This window comes from Bartonella sp. AA16NXGY, from assembly GCF_042197325.1.
Classification (GTDB): domain Bacteria; phylum Pseudomonadota; class Alphaproteobacteria; order Rhizobiales; family Rhizobiaceae; genus Bartonella.
Genome location: NZ_JBHIRR010000008.1, coordinates 54,975 through 81,715, shown reverse-complemented (window position 1 = coordinate 81,715; position 26,741 = coordinate 54,975). Strand labels below are relative to the sequence as shown.

Annotated in this window: 21 protein-coding genes, 2 tRNA genes and 1 pseudogene; 10 read left to right on the top strand and 14 right to left on the bottom strand. The window is 35.7% G+C overall.

Annotated elements, in window-relative coordinates:
- The first annotated feature begins 733 nt into the window (after positions 1–733).
- On the top strand, positions 734–1,012 hold the full coding sequence (locus ACFINK_RS06220; RefSeq protein ID WP_375638432.1) for a hypothetical protein: 279 nt from the start codon (positions 734–736) through the stop codon (positions 1,010–1,012).
- A 46-nt stretch (positions 1,013–1,058) separates the two neighbouring features.
- On the opposite strand, the gene ACFINK_RS06215 is transcribed toward ACFINK_RS06220, so the two are convergent.
- Both ACFINK_RS06215 and ACFINK_RS06210 read right to left on the bottom strand, forming a co-directional pair.
- Complete coding sequence (locus ACFINK_RS06215; protein WP_006589073.1) at positions 1,059–1,379, bottom strand: addiction module antidote protein; 321 nt, start codon at positions 1,377–1,379, stop codon at positions 1,059–1,061.
- On the bottom strand, positions 1,366–1,662 hold the full coding sequence (locus ACFINK_RS06210; RefSeq protein WP_375638431.1) for a type II toxin-antitoxin system RelE/ParE family toxin: 297 nt from the start codon (positions 1,660–1,662) through the stop codon (positions 1,366–1,368). Before ACFINK_RS06210 ends, ACFINK_RS06215 begins: the two co-directional genes overlap by 14 nt.
- 166 nt (positions 1,663–1,828) lie before the next feature.
- On the opposite strand from ACFINK_RS06210, the pseudogene bgtA reads away from it, so the two are divergent.
- Together bgtA and ACFINK_RS06200 are read left to right on the top strand one after the other, a co-directional pair.
- A pseudogene (gene bgtA, locus ACFINK_RS06205) lies at positions 1,829–2,495 on the top strand (gene transfer agent endolysin BgtA).
- Entirely contained in the window at positions 2,492–2,719 is a 228-nt protein-coding gene (locus ACFINK_RS06200) for a hypothetical protein (protein ID WP_375638430.1), read from the top strand. Before bgtA ends, ACFINK_RS06200 begins: the two are co-directional and overlap by 4 nt.
- Positions 2,720–3,235: 516 nt before the next feature.
- On the opposite strand, the gene ACFINK_RS06195 is transcribed toward ACFINK_RS06200, so the two are convergent.
- From ACFINK_RS06195 to ACFINK_RS06175, 5 genes are all read right to left on the bottom strand, one after another.
- Positions 3,236–3,547, bottom strand: a complete 312-nt coding sequence (locus ACFINK_RS06195; RefSeq protein WP_375638429.1) for a hypothetical protein — start codon at positions 3,545–3,547, stop codon at positions 3,236–3,238.
- Positions 3,548–3,662: 115 nt separating this feature from the next.
- On the bottom strand, positions 3,663–3,980 hold the full coding sequence (locus tag ACFINK_RS06190) for a phage integrase central domain-containing protein (RefSeq protein ID WP_375638428.1): 318 nt from the start codon (positions 3,978–3,980) through the stop codon (positions 3,663–3,665).
- 898 nt (positions 3,981–4,878) lie between these two features.
- Positions 4,879–5,805, bottom strand: a complete 927-nt coding sequence (locus ACFINK_RS06185; protein WP_375613489.1) for an outer membrane protein — start codon at positions 5,803–5,805, stop codon at positions 4,879–4,881.
- Between the two features lie 561 nt (positions 5,806–6,366).
- On the bottom strand, positions 6,367–6,639 hold the full coding sequence (locus tag ACFINK_RS06180; RefSeq protein ID WP_375612155.1) for a hypothetical protein: 273 nt from the start codon (positions 6,637–6,639) through the stop codon (positions 6,367–6,369).
- On the bottom strand, positions 6,633–9,008 hold the full coding sequence (locus tag ACFINK_RS06175) for a mechanosensitive ion channel family protein (RefSeq protein WP_375613488.1): 2,376 nt from the start codon (positions 9,006–9,008) through the stop codon (positions 6,633–6,635). Before ACFINK_RS06175 ends, ACFINK_RS06180 begins: the two co-directional genes overlap by 7 nt.
- Before the next feature lie 180 nt (positions 9,009–9,188).
- On the opposite strand from ACFINK_RS06175, the gene ACFINK_RS06170 reads away from it, so the two are divergent.
- The 4 genes from ACFINK_RS06170 to ACFINK_RS06155 all read left to right on the top strand — a co-directional run bounded on the left by ACFINK_RS06170 (position 9,189) and on the right by ACFINK_RS06155 (position 14,991).
- Entirely contained in the window at positions 9,189–9,566 is a 378-nt protein-coding gene (locus ACFINK_RS06170; protein WP_375613487.1) for a hypothetical protein, read from the top strand.
- Positions 9,567–9,657: 91 nt separating this feature from the next.
- Positions 9,658–12,171, top strand: coding sequence for a protein translocase subunit SecD (gene secD / locus ACFINK_RS06165; RefSeq protein WP_375620802.1), 2,514 nt, complete (start codon positions 9,658–9,660; stop codon positions 12,169–12,171).
- Between the two features lie 99 nt (positions 12,172–12,270).
- Positions 12,271–14,022, top strand: coding sequence for a cation:proton antiporter domain-containing protein (locus ACFINK_RS06160; RefSeq protein ID WP_375613485.1), 1,752 nt, complete (start codon positions 12,271–12,273; stop codon positions 14,020–14,022).
- A gap of 15 nt (positions 14,023–14,037) precedes the next feature.
- Complete coding sequence (locus tag ACFINK_RS06155) at positions 14,038–14,991, top strand: lysylphosphatidylglycerol synthase transmembrane domain-containing protein (RefSeq protein WP_375613484.1); 954 nt, start codon at positions 14,038–14,040, stop codon at positions 14,989–14,991.
- Positions 14,992–16,092: 1,101 nt separating this feature from the next.
- On the opposite strand, the gene ACFINK_RS06150 is transcribed toward ACFINK_RS06155, so the two are convergent.
- A tRNA-Lys gene (locus tag ACFINK_RS06150) sits at positions 16,093–16,168 on the bottom strand.
- A 436-nt stretch (positions 16,169–16,604) separates the two neighbouring features.
- Here ACFINK_RS06150 and ACFINK_RS06145 point away from each other — a divergent pair.
- Positions 16,605–18,173, top strand: coding sequence for a TerC family protein (locus ACFINK_RS06145; RefSeq protein ID WP_375612149.1), 1,569 nt, complete (start codon positions 16,605–16,607; stop codon positions 18,171–18,173).
- A gap of 1,049 nt (positions 18,174–19,222) precedes the next feature.
- On the opposite strand, the gene ACFINK_RS06135 is transcribed toward ACFINK_RS06145, so the two are convergent.
- The 5 genes from ACFINK_RS06135 to ACFINK_RS06115 all read right to left on the bottom strand — a co-directional run bounded on the left by ACFINK_RS06135 (position 19,223) and on the right by ACFINK_RS06115 (position 22,718).
- Positions 19,223–19,354, bottom strand: a complete 132-nt coding sequence (locus ACFINK_RS06135) for a hypothetical protein (RefSeq protein ID WP_375638427.1) — start codon at positions 19,352–19,354, stop codon at positions 19,223–19,225.
- Positions 19,355–21,254: 1,900 nt separating this feature from the next.
- Complete coding sequence (locus tag ACFINK_RS06130) at positions 21,255–21,479, bottom strand: hypothetical protein (RefSeq protein WP_375638426.1); 225 nt, start codon at positions 21,477–21,479, stop codon at positions 21,255–21,257.
- Between the two features lie 207 nt (positions 21,480–21,686).
- Positions 21,687–21,791 carry a hypothetical protein gene (locus tag ACFINK_RS06125; RefSeq protein ID WP_375613508.1) on the bottom strand — a complete coding sequence of 35 codons (105 nt, stop codon included), beginning with the start codon at positions 21,789–21,791 and terminating at the stop codon, positions 21,687–21,689.
- A 152-nt stretch (positions 21,792–21,943) separates the two neighbouring features.
- Positions 21,944–22,111: a hypothetical protein gene (locus ACFINK_RS06120; protein ID WP_375629647.1), complete on the bottom strand. Its 168-nt coding sequence runs from the start codon at positions 22,109–22,111 to the stop codon at positions 21,944–21,946.
- A gap of 530 nt (positions 22,112–22,641) precedes the next feature.
- Positions 22,642–22,718: transfer RNA gene (locus ACFINK_RS06115), tRNA-Arg, on the bottom strand.
- A gap of 263 nt (positions 22,719–22,981) precedes the next feature.
- On the opposite strand from ACFINK_RS06115, the gene ACFINK_RS06110 reads away from it, so the two are divergent.
- Positions 22,982–23,755, top strand: coding sequence for an NAD kinase (locus tag ACFINK_RS06110; protein ID WP_375612145.1), 774 nt, complete (start codon positions 22,982–22,984; stop codon positions 23,753–23,755).
- 145 nt (positions 23,756–23,900) lie between these two features.
- A complete protein-coding gene (locus ACFINK_RS06105; RefSeq protein WP_273790690.1) occupies positions 23,901–25,304 on the top strand; it encodes a DEAD/DEAH box helicase in 1,404 nt (467 codons plus the stop codon).
- A 59-nt stretch (positions 25,305–25,363) separates the two neighbouring features.
- Here the strand turns inward: ACFINK_RS06105 and gltX are convergent, their stop codons facing one another.
- Positions 25,364–26,737: a glutamate--tRNA ligase gene (gene gltX, locus ACFINK_RS06100; protein WP_273790689.1), complete on the bottom strand. Its 1,374-nt coding sequence runs from the start codon at positions 26,735–26,737 to the stop codon at positions 25,364–25,366.
- Positions 26,738–26,741: the final 4 nt, after the last annotated feature.

Sequence of the window (26,741 nt, the reverse complement as noted above, 5' to 3'; positions counted from 1 at the left end):
AACCGCAACCATCCTCACAACCGATATGCGAAATCATCCGTCTATTGTTTGTATCAACGTGTCCTCCAGACGTCTTAGGAGAAGGCGCTTGATTGCCTACAATACTGGTTGCTTGATTACTTCCATACATGCATGGCGAAAACTCATCACTCGTCAAAAATCTCTTACTAACAGACTAAAAATCAAATGCATGATCCGCATAGCTACGAGTTGAAAATACCCGTAATTTGGCTTTAGGAGGCAAGCGCATTTCATTCGTGAGAATAAGCAAGCCTAGTGAAGAGCAACATAACAGTAGCAATTCAAAGGCGGCTTAAAACGACAAAATAGTGAAAAGTACTGATCATTTTATGATTGTATATGCATTTAAATCGACAAAAAGGCACCGTATAAAGCAATTTGAACTTTTTTGACAGGGGAAAAATCCACTTTAGAAATACAAAACACTTTATACAGTCAAATTTGAGACAATTAGATCTATAGGTAAAATTAAGGTTTTAAACATGCGAATTTTACAACACCTGTTCTTAACAAAACCTAAACAACCCATGCAAAAAAATGGGTTGTAACAGTTGATTATATTCCTTACTGAGGACAAAATCAAAAAAGGTTTCATGGACTGTCCTGCTATCACCATTCAAAGACCAGATGGTACAGAAAGAGTGCTCCCTTCAACAAAAATTACATCCAGAGGATTGGCATGTTTGAGAGAGCAAATCTTTGGGGGTGTGCAATGAATAGCAGTGTCGACTTCTTATGCAATTTGTGGATAGCGTTGGCTCAATTTTCCAATCATCAAAGTGTTGGAGATGAGGATTGTAACACGCTGGTGCAGGTCATGGGCGTGGTGGAAAAAGCTTTGATTTTAGAACTTCAAGATGAAGTGCCCAATTTTACAAAGATTCTGGCAGTTCTTACAGATTTCGGAGCTTCAGAGTTTCCCATGGCTATGAATCCTTTTTTGAAAGCTTCCGAACCAGATTTAGAAAGCCCCATTAAAAAGGTTGCTTAACTTAAAAACAGAACTCCCCTCCCCGTTATCAACAATGGGGAGGTAGTCAAGATGCTTCTTCTAAAGCTGCTTGTTCCTTACAATTATTTTGGATAGGTGTTAAGCTAATCTGCAAATTTAAAGCACTCAAAACACTAAGAAAAGTAGAAAGTCGTGGATCACCTTTATCGCTTAAAGAACGATAAAGAGACTCGCGATTTAGTCCTGTCTCTTGAGAAACAGTTGTCATTCCTTGTTTACGCGCAATAATACCTAATACATGTGCAATATAGCCACTATTTTTGGTTTCTAAAGCATCATCTAATAAGATCTTAAAGTCTTCAGGCGTATTAAAATATTCACTTACATCAAATTTAGTAATTTCCATGTTTCATTTCCTTTACTAATTGAAGGGCTTTTTCGATATCTTTTTGTTGTGTGGATTTATCACCAGCATTTAATAACAAAATGATTTGTTTCCCTTGTTTTACAAAATAAATCCTATAGCCTGGTCCATAATTTATTTTTAGTTCACCAATGCCACGGAAATATTTCACGTCTCCTAGAAGCCCATATTCAAGGCGGAAAATACGTGCAGCAATTTTCTTTTGCACTTGTTTGTCTTTTAACGAGTCTAACCACTCTGTAAAATAGTGTGTTATTTTTAACAATAAACATCTGTAGTTTATATGCTACAGAATAAATAATGTCAAATACATTCTTTTGTTTCAATGAACAAGCTACATAGGTTTTAACAAGCCATCCTTTCACATGGGAAAAATATCAATTTTTTAATCCAGCTCTGCTTTTTGCGGAGCTTTTTTTATGGAGAAGCATATGCGAAAAATATCATCAGAAGGACTTGCACTTATTAAACAATGGGAAGGTTTGCGTTTAAACGCCTATAAAGATGCCATTGGGGTATGGACAATAGGTTATGGACATACAAACAGTGCTGGAAAGCCTTTTATTTACGAAGGCATGACAATCACTGAAAAGCAAGCAGAAGAACTTCTTTGCCAAGACTTAAGACAATTTGAAAATGCTGTTGAACGCGCTGTTACAGTTTCATTAACGGATGAACAATTCGCGGCGTTAGTGTCCTTTTGCTATAATGTAGGAACAGGAGCCTTTTGTAACTCGACACTGTTAAAAAAGATCAATCAAGGTGAATATGAAGCTGTCCCTGCCGAGCTACAGAAATGGACCAAAGCAGGCCGGTAAGCGTCTTGAAGGTCTCGCACACCGGCGTGTGCCGGCAGAAACAGGCTTATGGGCGAAAGGGGCTTTTGTTTCCTCCAATTATCAAACAGTAGAAACGCAAGCACCAACGGGGGTTTTCAAAGCCGAAGCCCTTGCACCGATTATTGGTTCTTTTTCTGGGCTTGGAGGCTTATTAGCAGGAAATGGACCAATCCAATGGGCTTTGGCCACCATTATGATTTTAGCCGCATGTGCTGGTATTTTCTTTGTTGCTAAACGCTTTCAGGAGCATCGTCTATGATCTTATGGATGAAAAGAAATCTGATGGTGACAGGCGCGGCTTTAGCCGCTTTTTTTATGATTTTAGCAAGAGCTTTTAATCTTGGGAAAAAAGCAGAGCAACAAAAGCAAACAGAAAAAGCTTTAAAAGCAGCCACAACCCGTCTTGAGGCAGAAAATGAAATTAATCAAAAAAGTGATGCTGATGTGCGTGCTGCTCTCTCTCGTTGGTTGCACGACAAATAAATATGCTTCTTCTTGTGTTGGCTGGTTGCCAATTTATTTAGACAAGAAAGATCTGAACGCCATCAGTTCCAATTTAGCAAGAGAGATCTTAAAGCACAATAATCTAGGTGAACGCGTGTGTGGGTGGAAACATGGCTAGAAAAAAACACAAGACGATACAGAGCTTACAGAAGCAGAAAAAGAAATCCTTCAAGAAATCATCATCACCTACAAAAGCGTAAAAATGATGTCTCGTTTGATGAAGTGGATAGCATTCATCCTCTTTTTGCTTATCCTTGATTTTGCACACCTTATGGATGCGATAGACAATATCTTTGCACATTATAAAACAGTGGCTAACCAAAAACTGAAAGCTTTACCCCCTCCCCGCTTTTAAAGCGAGGAAAGAGAGATTATATCGTAATCTATCCGCTAATCGCTTAAATGTTTCTTAGACACCTGACGCGACAATAGACATAACAATTATCAAGCCTCTCCAGATATAAAAGACGCCCATTGTTCTAAGAGGACACGGCGCTATTCTAAAAAATCCGTCCGCATGTAAGCCTTTGTCACTGAATTCCCAACTGAATACGCAAGAACAGATTCTGCAATTTCAAATGGTGTTGACGTTGTCTCTGCTATCCAGTCCCGCAGAATCGATCTGAAACCATGAAGTCTATAATCAAAACCTTTGTCTTTCATGAATTTAGGAAGTGCTACATCAGATATAGGCTTTCCAAAACTCTCAACAAATAAAAAACCATTTTTTGCTTTTTCAATAACAGCAAGCGCTTCAGCTGTAAGCGGCACATGAAAATCAGAAACCTTTCCAACAATTCTCTTCATATTTTCTTTTGGGATAATCCATATTGATCCATAAATCTCTAAATATGCCTGATTGGTATAAAAAAACCGTCAAAATAAGAAGTTTTAAAGCTAGATGTGATACAAGCTCATCATTTTAAGATTGAAAAAACTTAGGCATTTCTTTCCATGGCATAACTGGAATATTTGGGGCATTTTGAATAAACTTTTCTAATAAAGCTTTTGCTTTTAATTGCATATCCACATCTATACTAAGTGCCACCGCATGTTTTATAGCTATATTCAAGCGGGATAAAGCTTTACTTGCTGTTTCGTTTTTTGTCTTCCAAATGGGAAAAATGCATCCTTTTATATCAATTTGCGTCAGTTCAATGATTGGCGTATCATCAAGTTTAGAAAAAACATGTAACTCAAGAGGTGTTAACCAGCTTGCTGCTTTTCCTTCATTTTTCAATTCGTTTTTTTGGCTTCAAAAGTACTAGAGGCAATTTCTCGTAAAGAAATACCCCCCTGCTCGACGTAAATTTTCTTTTTGTTTTCGGCGAATCGGGTCAATTCTTTGATCTAAAAGATCACGACAAGCTAAAGCTTTGAACAGTGCTTCTTTTAAAGATACATTGCGACAAGAGCCTAATCCCATTTCTCGTCGTATTTATATTGAGGTCAAACCTAAAAACCCATCATCCTTGATCTGGTGTAGTTTTGATAAGCCATAAACCAGCTCTGTCAGCATATTTTCCTTTAGATAGATTTTTTACAGATAAGACAGACAGTCTATCACGTTCTTCGAACCACCTTTTAAAAACCACCTTTTGAATTGCACTTGGAGCACTTTCATCTGGTACCAAGATTATATATAAAAGGCAATCTAATAAATAAAATAAAATAAAAACAATTAGTTATTAAACAGAAAAAAGATAAACTGTGCTATCAGGTGATATTGTAGAGAGTTCTAAGGGAAGAAAAAATTGTTGCACAAACGTGCACGCCGTCCGCACCACTCTATGTGAATTTTCTTTATTTTCTCATTACTTAGATAGTAAAAACTCTCTTTAAGTTTACTGTTTGCAACTCTATAACGGTATTATAAAGTGATAACTGTAATAATATGAAAGACGAAGCAATCCTTCTTTGCCAACAAATGTTTCAACCACACCTCGTGAACTAAAAATTTTTTATTCTTAACAATTAAGAAGCTGAGTAACTCTTCCTTACCTCCTCATTCTCACTCAAAGTCAAAGCCCCCTTTTTTTTTCACCATAAAATAGTGTTTACAATGCATAAAATTAAAAAATAAAGGCCCTATCAAAGAAATAGGACCTCTTAAATTTAAGCTCCTTTATCCTACAAAATTAGAATTTGTAAGCTATTCCTGCGCGAAAATCATTCGTCTTATACTTAACTTCAATCTCGTCTTTAAATTTCCTTTTACCAAAATCTGAGTAACGATATTCCGCACGCACAACAAGATGGTCTGTCATTGCAAAATCAACACCACCACCGAGAGTATAACCAATCATCGTTTTTGTTACATCCGATGTCCTATTAAATGGCTCACCTCCCGTAATTACTGTCGACAAAATATCCTGAAACTGTCCATAAGCAACACCACCAGCAATATAAGGCATCACACGCCCTGCAGAAAACCCAACACGCACCCGTGTAGCACCTGTCCATTTTTGTTTTAACGTATGATTAAAAGTTAAACTGTCTTTCTCTTCTTTATCCTCTGCAGAAGAGCGAGAAAAGCCTCTGCCCTGTCTCCTGACAATTTTTGCCTTTTTTCGACTTTTTTCTTCTGTATCTAATTCCTCAGTATCACTACCCGATCCTTCAGTGCCCAATCCTTCAGTTCCACCAGCACTCGATTCATCTGCATGAAATCTTGTTTTTGTATCCTTTTTTTCCGTTAAAATGATATCCGTATCAATCCCCATAATAAAATTATTACCGAGATCAAAATTAACACCCGCATAAAAACCACCTATAAACCCAGAAAGATCGGGCATATGCTGTTTCTCGACAGGTATCCATGGTTTACTTTTACTACCCTCATCAGGATAGAGAGGAATATTAACATCAGGCGCTGTTGCAGAAATCTTACTTGAAAAGCCACCAACTTGCCCCCCGAAATAAACACCTCCCCAAGAAAAAGGTGAAGAAGCAACAACTTCTGAGGCAACATGTACTGGCTCTTCGTGAGCCACCACATCTGCAGCCTGTACTATAGAAGGTGAAATCAAAGAAAAAACAGATGCTGTTATAAATTTTGTATTCATAAAATTATACCCCATTTCTAAATTTAAATATAATCAAAAATCACATTTAGAAAAACAAAGTTTTATAAAATCTTATGCTGCAAAATCGCATGTACTCCTTTATAGTTACATTTAAATCTATTACTATATTAATATATCATTACATCAAAATTTAATATTATCAAATAAATTTTAAAATATTATAATAATGATTACTTCAAATAATAAATATTTAATAAAAATACATATTATCTTGTCAAAAGGAGGAAATATAAAACATTTTGTATTAAAATTACCGCAAAAAAATCACAAAATAGTATATTTTATGCCTTTTTTTATGAAAAAATTCTAAAAATGATGTAATTATTTTTAGAAAATCGATGTTCATTAACAATACTATAAATACCTCAATATTCTTACATCCAAAATGCATACTGTAGATTCTACATAGTATAAAAAAACATCCATTTTATACTAAAATCATACCTTTTTTTTACCATTTTCTAAAGGATGAGATTATTAATTACACACAATATCATTATCCTTCTAAATCTTGTCCCCAAACAAAAATTCTCAATCATTTTATTTAAAAATTGCTCTTCCCCTACTGATTTCTATATTATCATCTGCCTTTATTGCAAAACGGTCTTTATTAGGAAAAGTTATAAAACATCCCTTCATACAAATTGTAATTGTTTGATGAGTATTTAAAGAAATTTTTGAAGGTATACTTCCTTCAACAACAATAAGAGATTGTATCTTTAAATCAGTATTCTTCACTGTTGCAGCAAAAGCTGTTATGGTAAAAATACTTAATAGAATAACTGTAATCAAAATATAAGTATATTTCAGCATTCTAAGATTCCTTCCTCAGCAAAACGCTTATATAGGCTAAATCGAAGAGCATTGGTTACATGAGAAGATGAGGTAATATTAGGCACATAAATAGCCAAATTAAAGGAAAAACTCTTACGATCAAATGCTGTAAAACTCACCTGTGGGATAGGATTTTTTAAAACGCCTTCTGTCGCAGAAGCAATCTCTAACAAAATTTCAGCAACATGCTCTGGAGCAACCTTAGATGATACAGTAACTGGTATATCAATTCGTCCTACTTTATTACGTCGTGTCCAATTACTAACGTTGTTATTAATAAGGCTTGAATTGGGAATAATAATCGTCTTACGCTGAATTGTCTCAAGTTCCGTTGCACGCACACTAATACGCTTAACAACACCCCCTACTGATCCAGATTCTATATAGTCCCCTATTTTAAATGGTCTTCCAACTAAAATAATAAGTCCAGAGACAAAGTTTTGGACAATATTCTGTAAACCAAAACCTATACCAAGTGAAAGTCCTCCAGCAATAAGAGCGAAATTTCTAAGATCCAAACCTGCCATTGATAATCCGGTCAAAGAAGATACAACAACGCCTCCATAACTTATCACTGTTTTGATAGAATTACGTATACCAGAATCGAACTCTCCATGAACCAACACCACATTATCTAACCAACCAATAAATCGGCGAATAAGAAACCAGCAAACACAAAAAGAAATAATTCCTGTTACAAGAGAAATCAAAGAAAGACTAATATTTCCAATCTGAAAACCGGTCACCGATTGCCACAAAACTGCTTTTAAATCAGAATAGGAAAATCCAAACTGTACAGCAATTGGCATTGCACAAAATATAACAACAAATAAATTGAGAAAAACGCTCACAAAAACTCCCAATTGATTCATCGTTTTTTCTTCTAAATGAAACCTCTGCATCAAAAGATGACCAACCGTTGTTTTCATAAATTGGTCTTTAGTTCCAAGTGCTTGAGCGCTTTGTATTCCTAAATACATGAGAACTAAAAATGCTCCATCAATCATAATTTGCTGCGTAATAAAACGCGCAAGTCCAACGTAACCTAAAAAATTCAATACAAAGAGCAGTAACCCCAAGCCAATAAGAGGAATGCGTATATAAAATGGCCAAAAGTATGGCTCTTTTTTTTCTTCTTGAACACGCCTACGTCTAAACCGCAAAGGTACAAATGATATTATAAATAGCAATATCGCTACAAGAAAAACAGCAATAAAACTTTTAGCAATTGTTAAAGATAGAGGCGCTGAAATGATTTGATAAATACTATCAAGAACAGCGTCAAATGCCAAAATACCCCCTAAAGAAGTGAGTAAAATCACTAATTGATAAGCAGACGATGATGTAATCTTGAGAAGACCTACATGGGGCCTATTCGATGATAGAAGAACAACCGCTAATCGATTGATTAAAAATAATAAAATAATTTGACAACCTATCATATCAAAAACTGTTGTAAGCTTACCTAGATCTAAGTTAAAACTACGAAACAAAAACAACACAAGATAAACGCAAAGAATACATACAAGTGAAGGTAAGAGAACTGAAATAAAGGCGATCAATAAGCGTTGTAAATAAGATATTTCCTCATTAGACTTCGTAAAGTGGCAATACACATGAACAAGAACTTTTTGAGAAAAATACGAAAGTCCCAAAGTAATAAAAAGTGGAATTAAAAAGCAAAGAAATAGTTGTAAAAACTTGAAGTAAAATATAAAATTCCACCAAGAATTTAACAACACAAGAAAATCTGATGAAGCCTCTTTTGTTTTTTGGACGAGATGTTTAACCATCGGAATCGAAAACTCAAGCCTATACGTAAGCGTGCGTTTAAAAAGCTCCCGAGATTGAGAAATAGAAAGTTCAGCTATTCTATTTGCCGCTAAGAAAATTGCTTCAAAACGAAGCATGATACTGTTAATTTTAGCTTTTTGCTCTATCAAATAGGAATATTCCTTCACAGAGCTTTTCAGTTTTTTCACGTCACGATGGAGCTCCATTAATTGATCAAGAAGTGTATTAATCTCATTAAGAGGAGGACGCAAAACAAATGCTGCCTCAATAGCACGTTCACTGATATCTTGTGCACGTAACCGTAATTCTTCTAAAGCACGCTCATCTTCTGGCTTTCTGTCAAAATCTCTTTTTAAAGTTTCAGTATTTTCTTCAAGAGTCTTAATAATCAACTGTTGTTGCAGAATAATTTCATCAACTGAATAAGAAGCTATCGTTTGTTCGACAATTGTATTTTGTGCCCCCCTATTACCCCATGCACCAGAATTAAATACAAAGATAATCCCCAAAAGAAGGAAAAGTATGTGGATGTTTTTTCTACAAAATGAATACATATCTACCTTATGAGCACAAAAGGGATTTTATTTTTCTCTTTTAAATATGGTATAAAGTAGATATTTTCAACTTTTATAGAATAATCTTATAAAAGCTTTCCCTTATCCTATAATACTGGTAATAAGATAAAAGAATGATAAATAAGCTGAACTCAATAAGATTAAAGAAGGCACTCTAGCATGTTTTTTTTGCACCTTTATTGCAAAAAAGAAGATTTTCTTCCTTTGACAACCTGGATTTTTCTATCCAGTTTAGGTGTATTCTTGACGAGCAACCTAGAAACGCGTGCTTATTTAATCAAACAATCACACACCAATAATGTCATTAAAACGAATAGATTTGATTTACATCATAAGTGTGATCAGGTGAATGTTACCACAACTGAAAACAAAAAACTTGTAACACTCCATACAGAATCTATTTTTATGAGGACCTTTCAAAAAATCCTAACATTGGATTTCTTTTTAATAAAGATTCCAGCTGTTGACACACGATTTCGCAACGTTAAAACACAATATTTCTCAAATAAACGCGCTCCTCCCAATGAACATACTTAATTCTCTTCCTTGAATATAAAAACGATCATCTTATTTTACTTGTGCTTTTAACTTTGAATAACTGTTAGATTGCCTATTTACGGAATATATCATGCGTACACCTGGTTGGTTAACTACCCTTTATTGTTTTATTCTTTTAAGCAGCATTTATGTTGCCTTACCCAATTTATTTTCACACGAACAAGTTAAAAACTCGAAATTCTTACCCGACACCCGTGTAGCACTTGGTCTTGACCTTCAAGGAGGCTCTTCTCTCCTGCTCGAGGTTGATAGCAAAACGTTAAAACGCGATCAGTTACATATAGTTTTAAGCAATGTGCGCAATGTATTGCGTGAAAAACAAATCCGCACCTCAAGTGTGCGTATCGTTGAAGATAGCGTTATTGCCCTTATTTCTGACCCATCGCAAACTGAAAAAGCACTCTCTGCTTTGAAAACATTAATAACCCCCATACACAGTAGCTTTGGCACAACAGAACATAACATCACGATCAGTGCTCAAAATGAAACTCTCCGCGTCACATTAACAGAAGCTGGTATAAAAGACCGTGTCAGCAATGCTATTGAACAAAGCTTAGAAATCATCCGTCGTCGTATAGATCAAGTTGGTGTTTCAGAACCAGCCATCCAAAAGGTCGGAAATGATCGTATTATGGTCCAATTGCCTGGACTACAAGATCCAAAACAACTGCGTGATCTTTTAGGAACAACCGCTAAGATGAGTTTTCATCTTGTTCCTTCTAATGTGGACCCCAATAACCCCCCTATAGGTGTTTCTATTCTCCCTGGATACACTGATGCAACACAACATTATGCAATTTATGATCAAATTGCTTTAGATGGAAATGTCCTGAAAGATGCCCGTGCAGGTTTTGACCCCCAAATACCAGGACGTTCCATTATTTCATTTACGCTAGATTCCGCTGGTGCAAAAATATTTGCCGATATAACACGACAAAATATTAACCGTCCTTTTGCCATTGTTCTGGATAATAAAGTTTTAACCGCTCCGACCATCAATAGTGTCATTCCCAATGGACAAGGTCAAATTACAGGAAACTTTGACCCCAAAGAAGCCTCAACTCTGGCTGCTCTGCTTCGTGCTGGTTCCCTCCCCGCACCACTCACGGTCATTGAAGAGAGAACCGTAGGTCCAAATCTTGGTGCTGATGCTATCCAAATGGGACTTTACACCGGCATAATTGGCTTTATTCTTGTTGCAATTTTTATTTTTCTTCTCTATCGTATTTGGGGATTAATTGCCAATATAGCACTAGCTCTGCACACAATTTTAACATTTGCTGCACTGAGTCTTTTGGGAGCTACGCTTACGCTGCCTGGTATTGCTGGTATTATTTTAGGCATCGGTATTGCCGTTGATGCTAATATCCTTATCAATGAACGTATCCGTGAAGAAAGTCGAAAAGGTGTGGGTGCTTTTGCAGCCCTAGATCGTGGATTTAAACACGCTTTTGCAACCATTGTTGATGCAAATGTTACAGCAATTATAGCGACCGTCTTACTATTTTGGTTCGGGACCGGTCCCGTTCGTGGTTTTGCCGTAACAATGTTGCTTGGTATTATCATCTCCATGTTTACAAATATCACCATTGTACGCATCATCATGATTTGGATCGTTCGTAAATGGAAAATTAAAAAATTGCATATTCACTCTGCTTTCAACATCATGCCACAAAACACAACTTTCCACTTTATGAAAGCACGTTTCATTGGTATTGGCGTCTCAATTGTTTTATCAATGGCTTCAGTTTTTCTCTTTTTTAAGCCTGGATTGAATTTTGGTATTGATTTCATTGGCGGAAGCCAAATGAGTATTACCACGAAAGGACCAGCAGATCTAGCAACTCTGCGTTCCAAGCTTTCTACTCTTAATATTGGTGAAGTTACCTTGCAAAATATTGATAACGAAAATACCGTATTAATTCGCATGCAGAAACAAAGCGGTGGCGAAGCACAACAAACCACCGCCATTGATAAGGTCAAAACAGCTGTACAAAATATCTATCCCGATACCACATTCGATCAAATAGAAGTTGTTGGTCCCAAAATTTCAGGTGAGCTTGCCACAGCTGCTTTTACTGCTGTTATTCTTGCGGCTATTGCCATGTCTCTCTATATATGGTTACGCTTCGAGTGGTTCTTTGCCATTGGAGCAATTATCACTCTCATTCTAGACACCACAAAAATGATTGGCTTTTTTGCTTTATTTCAATTTGATTTTAATTTAACGGCTATCGCCGCACTCTTAACAATTGTTGGATATTCTATAAATGATAAAGTTGTCGTCTATGATAGGATGCGCGAAAATATGCGTCTTTATAAAAAAATGCCGTTGCGCGAGCTGATTGATCTGTCAATTAATCAGGTTCTTGTACGTTGTTTTTTTACATCAGCCACAACAATTCTTGCGATGCTCCCCATGGCGATATGGGGTGGAAGTGCTGTTCATAATTTTGCATTACCCATGGTCTTTGGGATTATTATTGCAACATCATCCTCTATCTTTATTGCTGCTCCTATTTTACTCCTGCTAGGAAATTGGTGGCGTGAGCGAAATAATCGTGCAAATATCAAAGTGAAATAAAAATGCCCTTTAATGCGTATGGTACATCTCGCCTCTCTTCTCATAGAAATATAGTCGTTTTCATTCATTCGCTTTTTGATCAAGAATAGTAAATAATCCATGCTCCACGACACACCACTTATCACAACTATTGTTGCAGGCTTATGTTTAGCATTTCTCTTGGGAATGATTGCTAGCCGTTTACGTATTTCACCCCTTGTAGGCTATTTGTTAGCTGGTGTTATTGTGGGACCCAATACAGGCGGATTTAAAATAGATTCCGTCATCATTAATCAACTTGCTGAAATTGGTATTATTTTGCTGATGTTTGGTGTTGGGCTCCACTTTTCATTAAAAGACCTTTTATCTGTCAAAGCTATTGCTGTCCCCGCTGCTATTGCACAAATGGCATTTTCTACTTTTCTAGGTTTGTGCCTTGGTCTGATTATGGGATGGGGCTTTAGTGGTAGTTTGATTTTCGGTCTTGCTTTATCCATAGCAAGTACCGTTATCCTGCTACGTGCTTTGCAAGAGCGTCATCTTATTGAAACAGAAAAAGGACGCATTGCCGTTGGATGGTTGATTATTGAGGATTTAGCAATGGTCCTTATACTTGTCCTCATCCCTTCCTTGGCAAGTGCCCTCAGCAATACCAAAAAAGAAGCGTTGGATCCTCTTGTTCAATGGTTGGATTTAAGTATTTGGGGTATTTTTGGTCTCACCATCCTGAAGGTAATTGTATTTATTGCACTTATGCTCGTCATTGGGCGACGCGTTATCCCATGGCTTTTAAAAATGAGCGCACAATCGGGATCACGTGAATTATTTCGTCTTAGCGTCTTTGCTATTGCATTAGGAGTAGCTTTCGGAGCCGCTCATTTATTTGGAGTTTCTCTTTCTCTTGGTGCTTTTTTTGCTGGTATGGTCATGAGCGAATCAGAATTAAGCCACCGTGCCGCGGAAGAATCTTTACCACTGCGCGATGCTTTTTCTGTTCTCTTTTTTGTTTCTGTAGGCATGTTATTTGACCCCGAGAAACTCTTAACTCATTTTTTCCCTCTCTTAGCAACCTTATTCATTATCGTAATCGGAAAATCTGCTGTTGCCTTTTTCATCGTTAAAGCTTTTCGCTATTCTAATGCAACAGCTTTGACTATTTCTGCAAGCCTTGCCCAAATCGGAGAATTTTCCTTTATCCTTGCTGGTTTAAGTTTAAGCTTAGGACTTTTAAACAATGACGCTCATGATTTAATTCTTGGAGGAGCAATTTTTTCTATTTTGCTCAATCCTCTTGTTTTCATTGCCTGTAATAAAATTAAAAAACGTCTAGAAAAAAATTCTGCATCTTCACAAAATACCCAAACAATTATTGATATTGATCCACAAGATCCTGACCAAGATTTTTTACCGATGACCTTAAAAAACAACCATATCGTAATTATTGGCTATAGTCGTATCGGTAAGTGTGTTGCATTATCTTTAATAAATAGAGGTGAACCTATAGTGATCGTAGAAGAATCAAAACGCCTCTCTGATAAAGCGATTGCAGATGGCTTTGAGGCTATTTGCGGCAATATCATTCAACAAGAAATAATGAACGCAGCAAATATAAATAATGCACATAAAGTTGTTATTACAATGCGAAGTACCATTGAAGTAGGAGAATGTATCGTGAATATCCGTGATATGAAGAAAGATATCCAGATAATCACACATGCATTATCCGACACAGAAACAACATATCTCATTGATTTAGGTGCTGATGTTGTAGTAACAGATGATGAAGAAATTGCCAATGGTATTATAGAGTATATAACAGAACGAAGATCTGTAAGGAATATGCTCAATCATGAAAATTTACAGAAAACATAAAATGGATACAGAATCGTGAAAATAAAGCAATTTATATGGCCATTGATTGGTATCTTAGCAATGCTGGTATCTATTCGAATTCTTTATATGAAGCTCTCTGCCATTTCATTTGGGGATGTATTGGAGCGCTTGAGCAATTTAAATGCACAGCACTGGTTATTAGCCTGTTTATGTTCTCTCCTAGCTTATGCTGCTCTTGCTGGATATGATCGAATTGCCTTGCAACATCTAGGCCATAAAATTTCTTGGATTTTTATCGCTATATGTTCATTTACAACCTACGCTCTTTCACACAATATCGGTGCTTCAGTTTTTTCTGGTGCCGTTGTACGCTATCGCGCCTATAAAATGAAAGGATTAAACGGAACAGAAATCGCAATATTAGTAGGTTTTTGCTCTTTTACTTTTGTAATCGGCACAATCTTACTTTTGGGAATCGTTTTGGTGCTGCAACCCGAAATTATCACCCTCATTCATAAAGAACTTCCTGAATGGCTCGGAACAACGGCTGGAGCAATTTTACTCAGCTGTATAGCACTTTATACGTTTGGCAGCTGGCTTCAGTTAAAGCCCTTACGCTTGGGGAAGAAAATTCAACTTTCCTATCCACGACTGAAAATTGTTATTCAACAGCTTCTCATTAGCCCTCTAGAGCTTTTAGGAGCAGCAGGAATTATATATGCTGTTCTCCCACATAACGCAGATATTCATTTTATCTCTGTTCTTGGTGTTTTCCTAGCGTCTTTTACGATAACTCTTCTCTCTAATGCTCCAGCAGGAGGAGTAGGAGTTCTTGAAGCTCTTTTCATAACAGGCATGCCCAATATAAATCCAACCGATGTTATTGCAGCACTTATTGTCTTTAGAATGTTTTATTTGATTATACCGCTCATCCTTTCATTATTTGTGGTCGTCATTTTTGAGGCGCAACAATATTGGAAAAGAGCCCCCAAAACACCACCTGAATAAATAAAAGGCTATCAATGACTTCTTTTTTTATGTACCTATAAAAGAACAAAACACCATCGTGTTGCCAATTTACATATCTTTTTTAAGAAACCTCTTTCAACGCTCTTCTCCATTACACAACAATACCCATAAATGGTATAATAGTAAAGCTATTGTTGCACCATCATCTTTATACTTAATAAAAGAGCAAGCCTGTGCCATTATACTATTTTTCCAATGTTATGATAACTTTTAGCACTTAAGAACATTAATAAGAATTATTTTTATGCCTTTCTTCAATAGTCTTTATCCACACATTAATCCCATTTATGATGCAAAAATGAATGATTTTAATTAATTCATTATAAGAGGGATTGAAACAAAAGAAGTTTATGATAGTAAAGTTTTTTTTAAATAAAGAATAATCAATTCTTTATAAATCAATATATTATAATGAATCTGTGTGGCTTTCTTAATATTTATATTTTTAGAGGTTTAGCTAACGGAAAGACAGCATAGCGTAACCACACAGCTTAATATTTTAAAACTTTAAGCCTCATTAAAGTTTATTGTCTTTCGTTTAACAGGTATTAGCTTTAAACAATTAAACTGATCTAATTTTATTACTTGTATGTCCAGCTAACTACTTTATTTTAGCTTGATTTACCCTCTTGGAATACTGATGATTGTTACAGAAGTTTTTTGTTTAAGCGGGAGAGTTATCAAAAAATATCCACGCTGCTGACACAACTAAAGTGTAAAGTTTCTTCTGTCTTTAAACAATATGCTAAAAATCCAAAAAAAATTTAATCAATTTATATTAAAAGAAGTGAAAACTGTTGATTTTTATACCCCTTTAAATAACACAATTGTCGGTAAGAGGCTTCTCCTTACCAATTGCAACTTAAAAAAAGAAACAATACGCATTAAAAGATCTTTAAATGTCCTTTGGAAGTTCTTTGAGTCCCCTAAAAAGTACAAACACCGATGACTAAGCTATATCAACAATCTTCACTTTTAAACAAACAGATATGGGGAAATCCTACTGCCCAATTTTATTTAGCAACTCGTACCTTAAAAAAAATTACGCAATCAATAAGTTATTTACGGTATAAAATAAAATGGTGGGTGATGAGGGGATCGAACCCACGACCCGCTGATTAAGAGTCAGCTGCTCTACCGACTGAGCTAATCACCCATAAGCTTCTCAAAAGACGAGAATGAGCGTTTCTATAACGCTCCTAAGGATAGATGTCCAGATATTTTGTTGTTTGTTATATAAACTCATTGTCTGTAAGGTTAAAAATATGATATTCACCACTTGATCTTATATAAAAATAAACCCATTATAAGAAGCTTTATAAATAAATGTTCTGATTGTTATACAGAACCTATAGTTAGAGGATTATCGAGCATAATGCCCGAGCGAAAATTAGAGGAACCTTCTTGTGGTTGTAAGCGGGATGGGGCATCATTTTGTTTTATCAACAATCACATGCATTCAAGCAATATTGTGCTGTTTTTTTCTTTGAATATAAGTTTTTTACATTCAATGTTCATGATCCAATATACGAATAAAAGACTATGAATTTTTTTTGTCAATCGCGCGCTTTTAAGCTTCTAAAAGGTAAGGAATGATGGAATGGATCACTGATCCCCATGCGTGGTTTGGTTTGATCACGCTGGTTTTTCTCGAAATTGTTTTAGGAATAGATAACCTTATCTTTATTGCAATTTTAGCTGAAAAATTGCCACTGCATTTGCGTGACCGCGCACGCTTTATAGGTCTTACTTTAGCATTAATTATGCGGCTTTTCCTTCTTACCGTTATTGGATGGGTTATGAGACTCGATAGGGTCATTCTTTCACTTTCATCTTTTGTATTTAGTTGGCATAGCTTTATTTTAATCGGTGGTGGAGCCTTTTTGCTCGCAAAGGGAACGCTAGAATTACATGAAAGGTTAGAAGGAGTATCACATGAAAGAAAAACAGGCGTTGGTTATGCTGTTTTTTGGCAAGTAATCGTCCAAGTCGTGGTGCTGGATGCCGTTTTTTCACTAGACAGTATTATTACCGCAACAGGTATGATTGCAAAAGAGCAGGCAGCAGTTATGTATATCGCAGTCATAGCTGCTATGGGAGTAATGATGTGCGGATCTGGTGCTCTTATGCGTTTTATTAATCGTCATCCCACTATTGTAATCCTTTGTCTTGGTTTTTTGATGATGATTGGTTTTACTCTCATTGTTGAAGGATTTGGTTTTCATATTCCAAAAGGGTATTTGTATGCTGCTATTGGTTTTTCTGTTCTCATCGAAGCTTTTAATCAAATTGGACGTCGTAACCGTGAAAAAATGATTAAAACGAATGATCTACGCAGTAGAACAGCTGATGCTGTTTTGAGGCTCTTAGGAGGAGGAAGCAAAGATAGTCACCTTGCTGAGACTGTAGATGTTATTGCTGAACAGGCCGCAGCTTCTGAGTTGTTTAGACCAGAAGAAAAGGAGATGATTCGTGGTGTTCTCGATTTAGCTGATCGCCCTGTTCGCTCTATCATGTCGCCGCGTAATGAGATTGAGTGGTTAGATTTAAATGCTGATGAAAATGAAATGCGTGAAGAATTACAAAAGGTTAAACATAGCCGCTTAATTCTTGCGCGTGAAAAAGTGGATGAATTTGTTGGCGTTGCGTTGACAAAAGATCTTCTTTTGAATTTGGCTGAGGGGAAAAAGATTAATTGGAAAAAAGCTATGCGAGAACCCCTCGTTGTTCATGAAAATACAAGTGTTTTACGATTGATGGAGCAATTACGTCATTCTTCGATTCAGCTTGCAATTATTGTTGATGAGCATGGATCTTTTGAAGGAATTGCAACACCAACCGATATTCTTGAAGCTATTGCAGGAGACTTTCCTGATGACGATGAAGAACTCATGATCGCAGAACAACTTGAAAATGGCAGTCTTCTTGTTGAGGGATATGCTGATATCCGCCGTTTAAGTGGTTATCTTGGGCGTAACCTTGTGGATGAAGCAGATCGTTATACGACTCTGGCAGGCTTTATGCTTTGGCAGTTTGGTCATTTACCAAATGAGGGAGAAAGCTTTGAAACTGATGGTTTACACTTTAAAGTGATTGAAATGGAACGCAGAAACATATCTAAAATCCTTATTTCTCCACTTGTATCACCAGAAAAAAGCTAGTTCTTTTTACAAGCAAAATGAATAAAAAGATTTTTTTATGATTAAAAATTGAAAAGAATAAGCAGTTGATAACTCAATTGCATTTCATTATTTTTATATTTTTTTAAGCGTAAAATAATGACATACAAAAGTTATATTATCAATGAACTTTCCATTATAAAAAATTTTCATTGATGATTGACGAAAAGCTGGGAGAGAGAAAATGGTGCAAAATTATTTGTCAATGGTCATTAATCTCAAAACAATGAATATATACAATATATTGATTTATAATAATTATTTATTACAATATTACCTTCACATCAAGAAAGCCTCTTTCAAACATCAGATTTCCGCCAATGGATAAAACTCCACCATTGTTGAGTTCACTCAACTGATGATGGCATCTTTAAACCAGACTCTGGCTCCTATAATCTTTTTAGATCTTCTTGATATTTCTTAAGGAGCTATTCCTTAGCTTTTGTTTCGATAAATTTAGCTATTTTTTTCCTTGCAAGAATGAAACTCCACCTCTCTGGAAAGCTCTTATTAAGAACTTTGTTTTTCTTCTAGATAGCTCATATTTTTGCTACTTTTTAATTAAAGCGTAGCTGAGCTGCTTAGATTTCACCACTTCTTTGACTAAAGCCAATGCACGTTCAGATGAATCTGTTGGGTATTTTCATCAAAGCCTAAATGATCCTCTGCACTGAAACTTTGATAATAAGATTGTAAGGTTGCAACATCACCCAATAAAGACAGTGCACCAATATGAAGTAAGCTATAATCTGCATCATATACCTTGATAACCTTTATGTGCCTCCAACTTCATTCTTTCGCCAAGATGGTGCTCCATATCTGAAATAAAAGCATTTATGAAGATCAATTTTTTCTATCGCCTATTTCAAGACATAATCAAGCTTAATTCCAACCAATCTGCATATATTCCTTCTTCACAAACTCTCAACCCCTTTTTATAAAAATCAAGTTGTAGATCTTGTAAGTGCTGAGAATTGATAGGGATCAATTGCAGATAAAATACCAGTACTAATCGAAACTCCAACATCAAATTACGGATAACCTTTGATAATTGCGTCATTATAAAGAATTTGTACTTCACAATCTGGTAGTTGATAACGTGCTGAATAATTATCTAACTCTTTAATTTTTTCAACAGACCAATCAAGATTTTTGAAGAACACTGTTGCACTCTCCATGATTAAAAAATTCTTTGCTCTACCTCAAAAGAGGTTGTATCCATATCAAAAGTCAAAAGCGAAGCAGATTTTTGCAAACAAAAGTGATAATGCCGTGTAAGAGAAGAATCTTATCAATAAGGTCTTTGGTGATTTCTTTTGCAACGTCTAAACGAGATGGAATCTTATTCATAAAAATATAATAAAGTCAATAGTTTGCGTGAAATTATTCTATATGAATCCCATTTAAAATCTACACTTTTATACGTGATTTAATTAACCATTTTCATAAACAATTACCATGTATGGATAGACCATAAAACGCATGTAAACATTCAAATGAAGTGAACGCAGCTATCATTCATAACAGTTCATAAATTTTATGATACGTTTTTATCACACACAAATCGCATTATTAAAAACGTAATCGTTTGAAATTATCGATAACATAAATTGCATGCGTTTAAAAAATGGTATGGGGTTTACTCTTTTTTTGAGCTAAACCTTAAAAGAAATAATCATTTGAAACTATCATAGAATAGGTTTTAATTCATTAAGGGCACATAAAAGGATTTAAAGACAAGTCGATTTTAAAGCGCCGCTTACTAAAAAGTTAGTCAATAATAAGCAGACATTATATAGATACTATCATCACAACAGGTAATGAAATTGATAATGTTATGTCGTAGAAATCAAAAGATTTTTAATGATATAATGCAGGAAAACAAGCAAAAAACGTTTTAAAAGTTACAGTTTTAAAATACGAAACCAAATGAAGTCCCCTCAAATTTGAGTATACTTATTAAGACAAAGATAAGTAGATAAATTTCAAAAGGATTGCAATCATATTACAAAGGCATGGTGTTTTACTCAATTTTGAGTCAAAAGCGACAATGTTTAAAGAATGCTCTATTCTAAAGTTAACGAACTCGAATTTGAGCTGGTTAATTTTGCCAGCCCAAATATGGACCGGCTTATTTGCAGAGAAATTAAGTTTAAATGCAAAGTGAAAATACGCTTATGAGAACCTCACTAAATGAACGTTTAAACGTTTAGAGACATAAAATGATATCTCTATAAATACATTTAAAACCTAGATTTATAACAGTTTAAAAGCCTTAGATTTTATAAAAAGCGGTTGTTTATTGTCTTATGAAAAGCTGCTTTTAAAAACCAATGTTCGTAAATGTAAACAACGGGTTTTGTTACAAATATTCACTTAATACGCATTTTCTCTTGAGAGTCTTGATATGAACCTACCAAGCGTTGAGACATTTTGATAATGTACTTTGTGTCAAATGACCACCTCAAAAATGAGAGCGTTATTCTTAATACGTTTTATAGCCATAAAAAAGTGTTTATAGGTTCTGTAATTCAAATGAGTGATTAAAGATCATATCTGTCATTTACGTTCCTTTTGATCAGTTTTAATCAATAGAATAGAGCGTTTGCAATATGATACGTTTTGTATACATGCATTCATTATTGACTTCTTTTGTATGATCTGTAGTACCTCTATTTAAAAGCAGCGTCATATCAATTGGCACAGCTTTCTTTTATGATGCGTTAACCATCAAAGAAGCACCCTCCACGTCTGTCATTTATTCTGTTTATCAATCTTGATAACATCATCACTTTCATAAACCTCTCAATTTATGGGAACCGAATATAAATCGCTATGTCTTTTTATTCTTGCATTGCCATATACATTACTTCTAATCACGATATAATCAGGGAGATCTTGGCATAGCCATAAACAGAGCCGTAGACCTTAGTATGACACCCCACGCTAGCATTGCCGTAAACCTTGCCTAACAACCGCATGATCATAAACCGCGGCATTGCTATGAATACGTGCACTACCGGATAATTTTGCATTCCCATAAACCCGCGCTTAATGATAAACTCAAACGTTATAAGAAAGATGAGCATTGTCATAAACATGAACACCAAAATACACATGGGTTTTATCACATATAAGGGTATTGCCATACACATAGCCACCAATGGCAGCATTGCCATAGCCCCTTATATTTTCATAAACACAACCAGATTTTACAACACAGACATTATCAGCAACCCAGCAATTACCATCATGAGAGAGATTGCTTTCATTTTCAATAAAAGCCATCCAGATCGCTTTTTTTACATCACCAAAATCGTTTAAAGCACGAATGCGATAATATATATATATACATGACCAGTCACGAAATCCATTTGATTGATCTATTCATATTTTGGATGGTTTTTTCTGATTAACAGGAGCGGTTTCATTTGCAATGAAAGAAATAACGGAGATGTTTTTTGATATAGTTATCATAATTAAACCTGTATGTTTTTAAAAGTTTTGAACAGACATTAAGCCAGCTCCAAACCAAATGTTTGTTGCATCAAGCGCTCTGTTCAAACTAATAATAACATATTCATTACCTAGTAGTAGAATACCAACTCCTACACCTGCATAAAGCGAAGCAATAATCCGCCCATATGGCTATGCTGTATGACTATAATAGAACCCAAAACCATCATTGCTACACTCGCAACACCAGCAGCAAAACGGATCAAAAGGACTAAGTGTTAACGCCATGAAAATAATTAAGTGCACTCATCACTATAGCTGCACAAGATAGTATGCGAGGAGCAAGAAATATAATCCCAATTACTGCCAAACGTAAAGAACATACTCCCAACTAAATAACCACCATAATTAGTGTTCGGTATATAAGAAAGTTGATTAAAGCTAAACAATCCTTCATCCAACATAACTGGCAGTATTGGTGTATAGAGAAATCACCAGATACCCATATCAAAACCATATCGAATACAGCATTTTGAAACAATTCAAATCTTGACGGTTGTTTTTTCCCCCTTATTATTCCTTTAACTGGTGATATTCCTCATCTGCGTTCCATATCACCATAACAGCCTTTAACTCCAAAAATAGAATAAAAGCAAATTTAGCTATCTATTTTAATGCTCAAAACAATATATTTAGCGATCTACTATCAACATCGCCAGATCAGTTGTACAATAACATATTGAATTAAATGTACTTTTTAAATGTTTATAGTTAAATTGAAAGCATATTTAGATAACCTTGCTTTTTTATCTCGATATTCAAAATGACTAACCGAAAAATTATATACGCAGCCGTAAATTTTACTTCTCTTAAAATCATTTGCTTATTCGCTGCAAAACTTAATAAACAACTCAAATAACCATTTTCATAAAAGAGGAAATTGGCTTCTTTTTAGGTAATCTTGTTATTTAGGATGATATGAAGTTGAAGAATTTGGTGCACCCGACAGAATTCGAATCTGTGACCTCTGCCTTCGGAGGGCAGCGCTCTATCCAGCTGAGCTACGGGTGCTTCACACTGATTATTAAAATCAGTTATGGTCTTTTAACTAATCATACTCTTAGCTTCAATGCTAAATTATCATTCTAATAAAAAAATTACTCGTTTGTAATTTATCTAACGACGCATTCCTTTTACTGTTTAATGATACTTTACCTTGAAATAACTTCTCTTTATTCAATGCTCTTTTTATTATAAAAAGAGCTTTTATTACAACTTCAAAACTCTCAAAAATAAGTTACAACATAAATTATAAGTATCAGGATAATTTTTAAATGGCTACATTACCAAGTCGCTTTCATTTTATTTCCGCAGAAACTGAGGAGGCTATCAAAGCTACCCATAAATTAATTTCCGTTTATGGTCATTCTTCTCTGGAAGAAACTGATATTGTTGTTGCAATCGGTGGTGATGGGACAATGTTACAAACCGTACGAGATGTCATGAACACAGGCAAACCTATTTATGGTATGAATCAAGGTTCTGTAGGATTTCTTATGAATGAATTTCATGAAAAAAAATTGCCCAATCGTATTGCTGCCGCACATAAAAAAGAAATCCATCCCCTGCGCATGATTGCAAAATCTGAATGTCAAGATTCTATCGAGGCGCTTGCAATTAATGAAGTATCCCTCTTTCGGCAATCTTATCAAGCGGCAAAAATTCGCATCACCATTGATAACAACGTACGCATGGAACAATTAAGTTGTGATGGTGTCCTCGTCGCTACACCAGCTGGATCAACCGCCTATAATTTATCAGCACAAGGACCTATCTTACCTCTTATGGCTCCCCTTATGGCCCTCACTCCCGTTAGCCCTTTTCGCCCTCGGCGTTGGCATGGAGCTTTGCTTCCCGATACAGTAACAGTGCGCTTTGATATGCTTGAACCTGACAAACGCCCTGTAAACGCTGCTGCAGATAATATTGAAGTTAAATCTGTCCATTCAGTTACTATTTCAATGGCAACAGAAGTAACAGCTTCAATCCTTTTTGACTCAAATCATTCATGGGATGAGCGCATTTTATCAGAACAATTTCGCTATTAATGATTGTATTATGCGTTTTATATGTATATGATTGTTATAGTTAGTTTTTTTGTGAAAACATCTTAACACTTTTAAAGAGTGTAGAATATTGGTTATAATCATCATTAGATAGCGCAGTTAAAATCACAGAGCAGTTGATAAAAAAATGATACCATCTTTAAACAGTTTTGATGATTTAGGTCTTTCCGCAAAGGTTATTAATGCGGTGAAATCAGCGGGGTATACAGCTCCGACACCTATTCAAAGTGAAACAATTCCGCATGTCCTTCAAAGAAAAGACGTTTTAGGAATCGCCCAAACGGGAACAGGTAAAACTGCCTCTTTCGTATTGCCTATGCTCACTCTCCTTGAAAAAGGTCGTGCAAGAGCACGAATGCCCCGTACGCTTATCTTAGAACCAACAAGAGAAATTGCAGCTCAAGTTGAAGAAAATTTCGATAAATACGGCATAAATCATCGTTTAAATGTTGCTCTTTTGATTGGTGGCGTTTCTTTTGAACTCCAAGATCGCAAACTTGAACGGGGAGCTGATGTTCTTATAGCAACACCAGGGCGCCTTCTTGATCATTGCGAGCGCGGTAAACTGCTCCTGATGGGCGTTGAAATCCTTGTGATTGATGAAGCTGATCGCATGTTGGATATGGGCTTTATTCCTGATATTGAACGCATCTGTAAACTAACCCCTTTTACGCGTCAAACTTTGTTCTTTTCTGCAACAATGGCGCCAGAAATTACAAAGCTAACGAAACAATTTTTACATTCTCCTGTATCTGTTGAAGTTACAAAAGCTTCCTCAACAGCTACCACAATTACACAACGGCTTGTCAAATCTGGAAATAAATCATGGGATAAAAGAGCGGTTTTACGAGAGCTTATCCAAAATGAAGGTGCAGAGCTTCAAAATGCAATCATTTTCTGTAATCGAAAGAGAGATATCTCTGAACTTTTTAGATCGCTTATCAAACATAACTTTAATGTAGGGGCACTTCATGGAGATATGGACCAATATTCGCGCATGAACACCCTAGCTGATTTTAAAAATAATAAACTTACACTTCTTGTTGCTTCTGATGTTGCTGCCCGTGGACTCGATATTCCAGCTGTAAGTCATGTATTTAACTATGATGTTCCTACACATGCTGAAGACTATATCCATCGAATTGGTCGTACAGGGCGTGCAAATCGTAGCGGAAAAGCCTTTACAATCGTTACAAAAGCTGATCAAAAATATATCAATGCCATCGAGGAAATGAGTAATGAAAAAATTGAATGGCTCAATGGAGATCTCTCAACTTTAATAGCCGATGATCAAACAGAAGATATTGTTGTAAAGAAAAAATCTTCAAAACCATCAAAGAAAACTGCTCCAAAAGAGCCTGTTGTTCACACTAAAAAATCTGTAGAAGAGAATAAAACAGAATATATCAAAAATGCAAATAATAAGGAGAAGCCATCTGAGCAACAACGCTCACGAAAAAATAAGAATTACACACCTATTGGATTTGGTGATGATATTCCTGCTTTCATGCTTATAAAAACGTGTAAATAAACCCGTTCTCTACTCTCTTTTAGAGTGAAATGAACGAAATACTTTTAAAAAATCCGCTCTTATTTCCTAGAGAGCCTTTCCGTTACCTTTTCACGCCCTAAAAGCTGCAAAATTTTTCCCATTTCAGGTCCATGATCCATGCCCGTAAGTGCCTGACGTAATGGCATAAATAAAGCTTTTCCTTTTCGACCTGTTTTTTCTTTTAATGCTGTTGTCCAAATTTTCCAACTTTCCTCATTCAAAGCACCTTCAGGTAAGAAATCGAGTGATTGGTGCACAAAAGCACGATCCTCTAGTGCTACTGTATCAAAATTCTGTTCATCATGAATGATTTTCCACCAAAAAACAGCATCATTGACTTTATTAATATTGCTTCTTATCGCGTTCCAGAAATATTCCGCCTTATCTCCCTCAATAGAAAGTTTTTTAAGGCGCATTTTTACTTCCTCATAGGTTAACTCATGGACAAGATGACTATTCAAAGCAAGAAGATCAGCAATATCAAATTTTGCAACGGATCTTGACGTATCTTGGAGATTAAAATGCTCTAAAAGCGCAGCTTGATTGGGATAGGGATGCACATTTTGCGATGTCCCAATCAAAACGGCAAGGCATTGAACAGCTATAGATTCAAATCCTTCTTCCCGTAGAGAACGAATAGAAAGATCATTATTACGTTTTGAAAATCCTTTTCCTAAAACTGTCGCCAATAAATTGGTATGAGCAAAAACCGGTAATTCTGCATTAAGAGCTTTAAAAAGAGCAATTTGAGCGCCTGTATTTGTAATATGATCATCCCCACGAATAATATGCGTAATAGCCATATCTACATCATCAACAATAGACGGCAATGTATAAAGATAGGTTCCATCTTCACGAATAAGAACAGGATCTGAAAGAGAAGCTAAATCAATCGTCTGCTTTCCCTTTATTGCATCATTCCAGCAAACTTCTGTTCGCTTTGTGTGTAAAGGATCACTTTCAAAATTAGGAAGAAGAAAACGCCAATGGGGTTTACGACCTTGTGATTCAAAGTTTTTTCTCTCTTCTGTTGTCAACTTCAATGCTGCACGGTCATAAACAGGAGGCAATTTGCGTGAAAGCTGGATTTTACGACGCCGCTCTAATTCCTCTGTTGTCTCATAACAAGGATAAAGAAGGCCACGTTGTTTGAGAATTTCTGCCACTTCATCATATCGATTAAATCGCTTGGATTGGTAATAAATTGCATCTGGTTGAATACCAAGCCATTCAAGGTCAACAGCAATAGCATCGATATATTCTTGTTTAGAACGTTCAATATCTGTATCATCATAGCGTAAAATAAATTCTCCCTTATACGCTTGCGCATAAAGCCAGTTGAAAAGCGCAATACGGATATTGCCAATATGAATATAACCTGTTGGAGAGGGAGCAAAACGAACTTTAACCATAAAA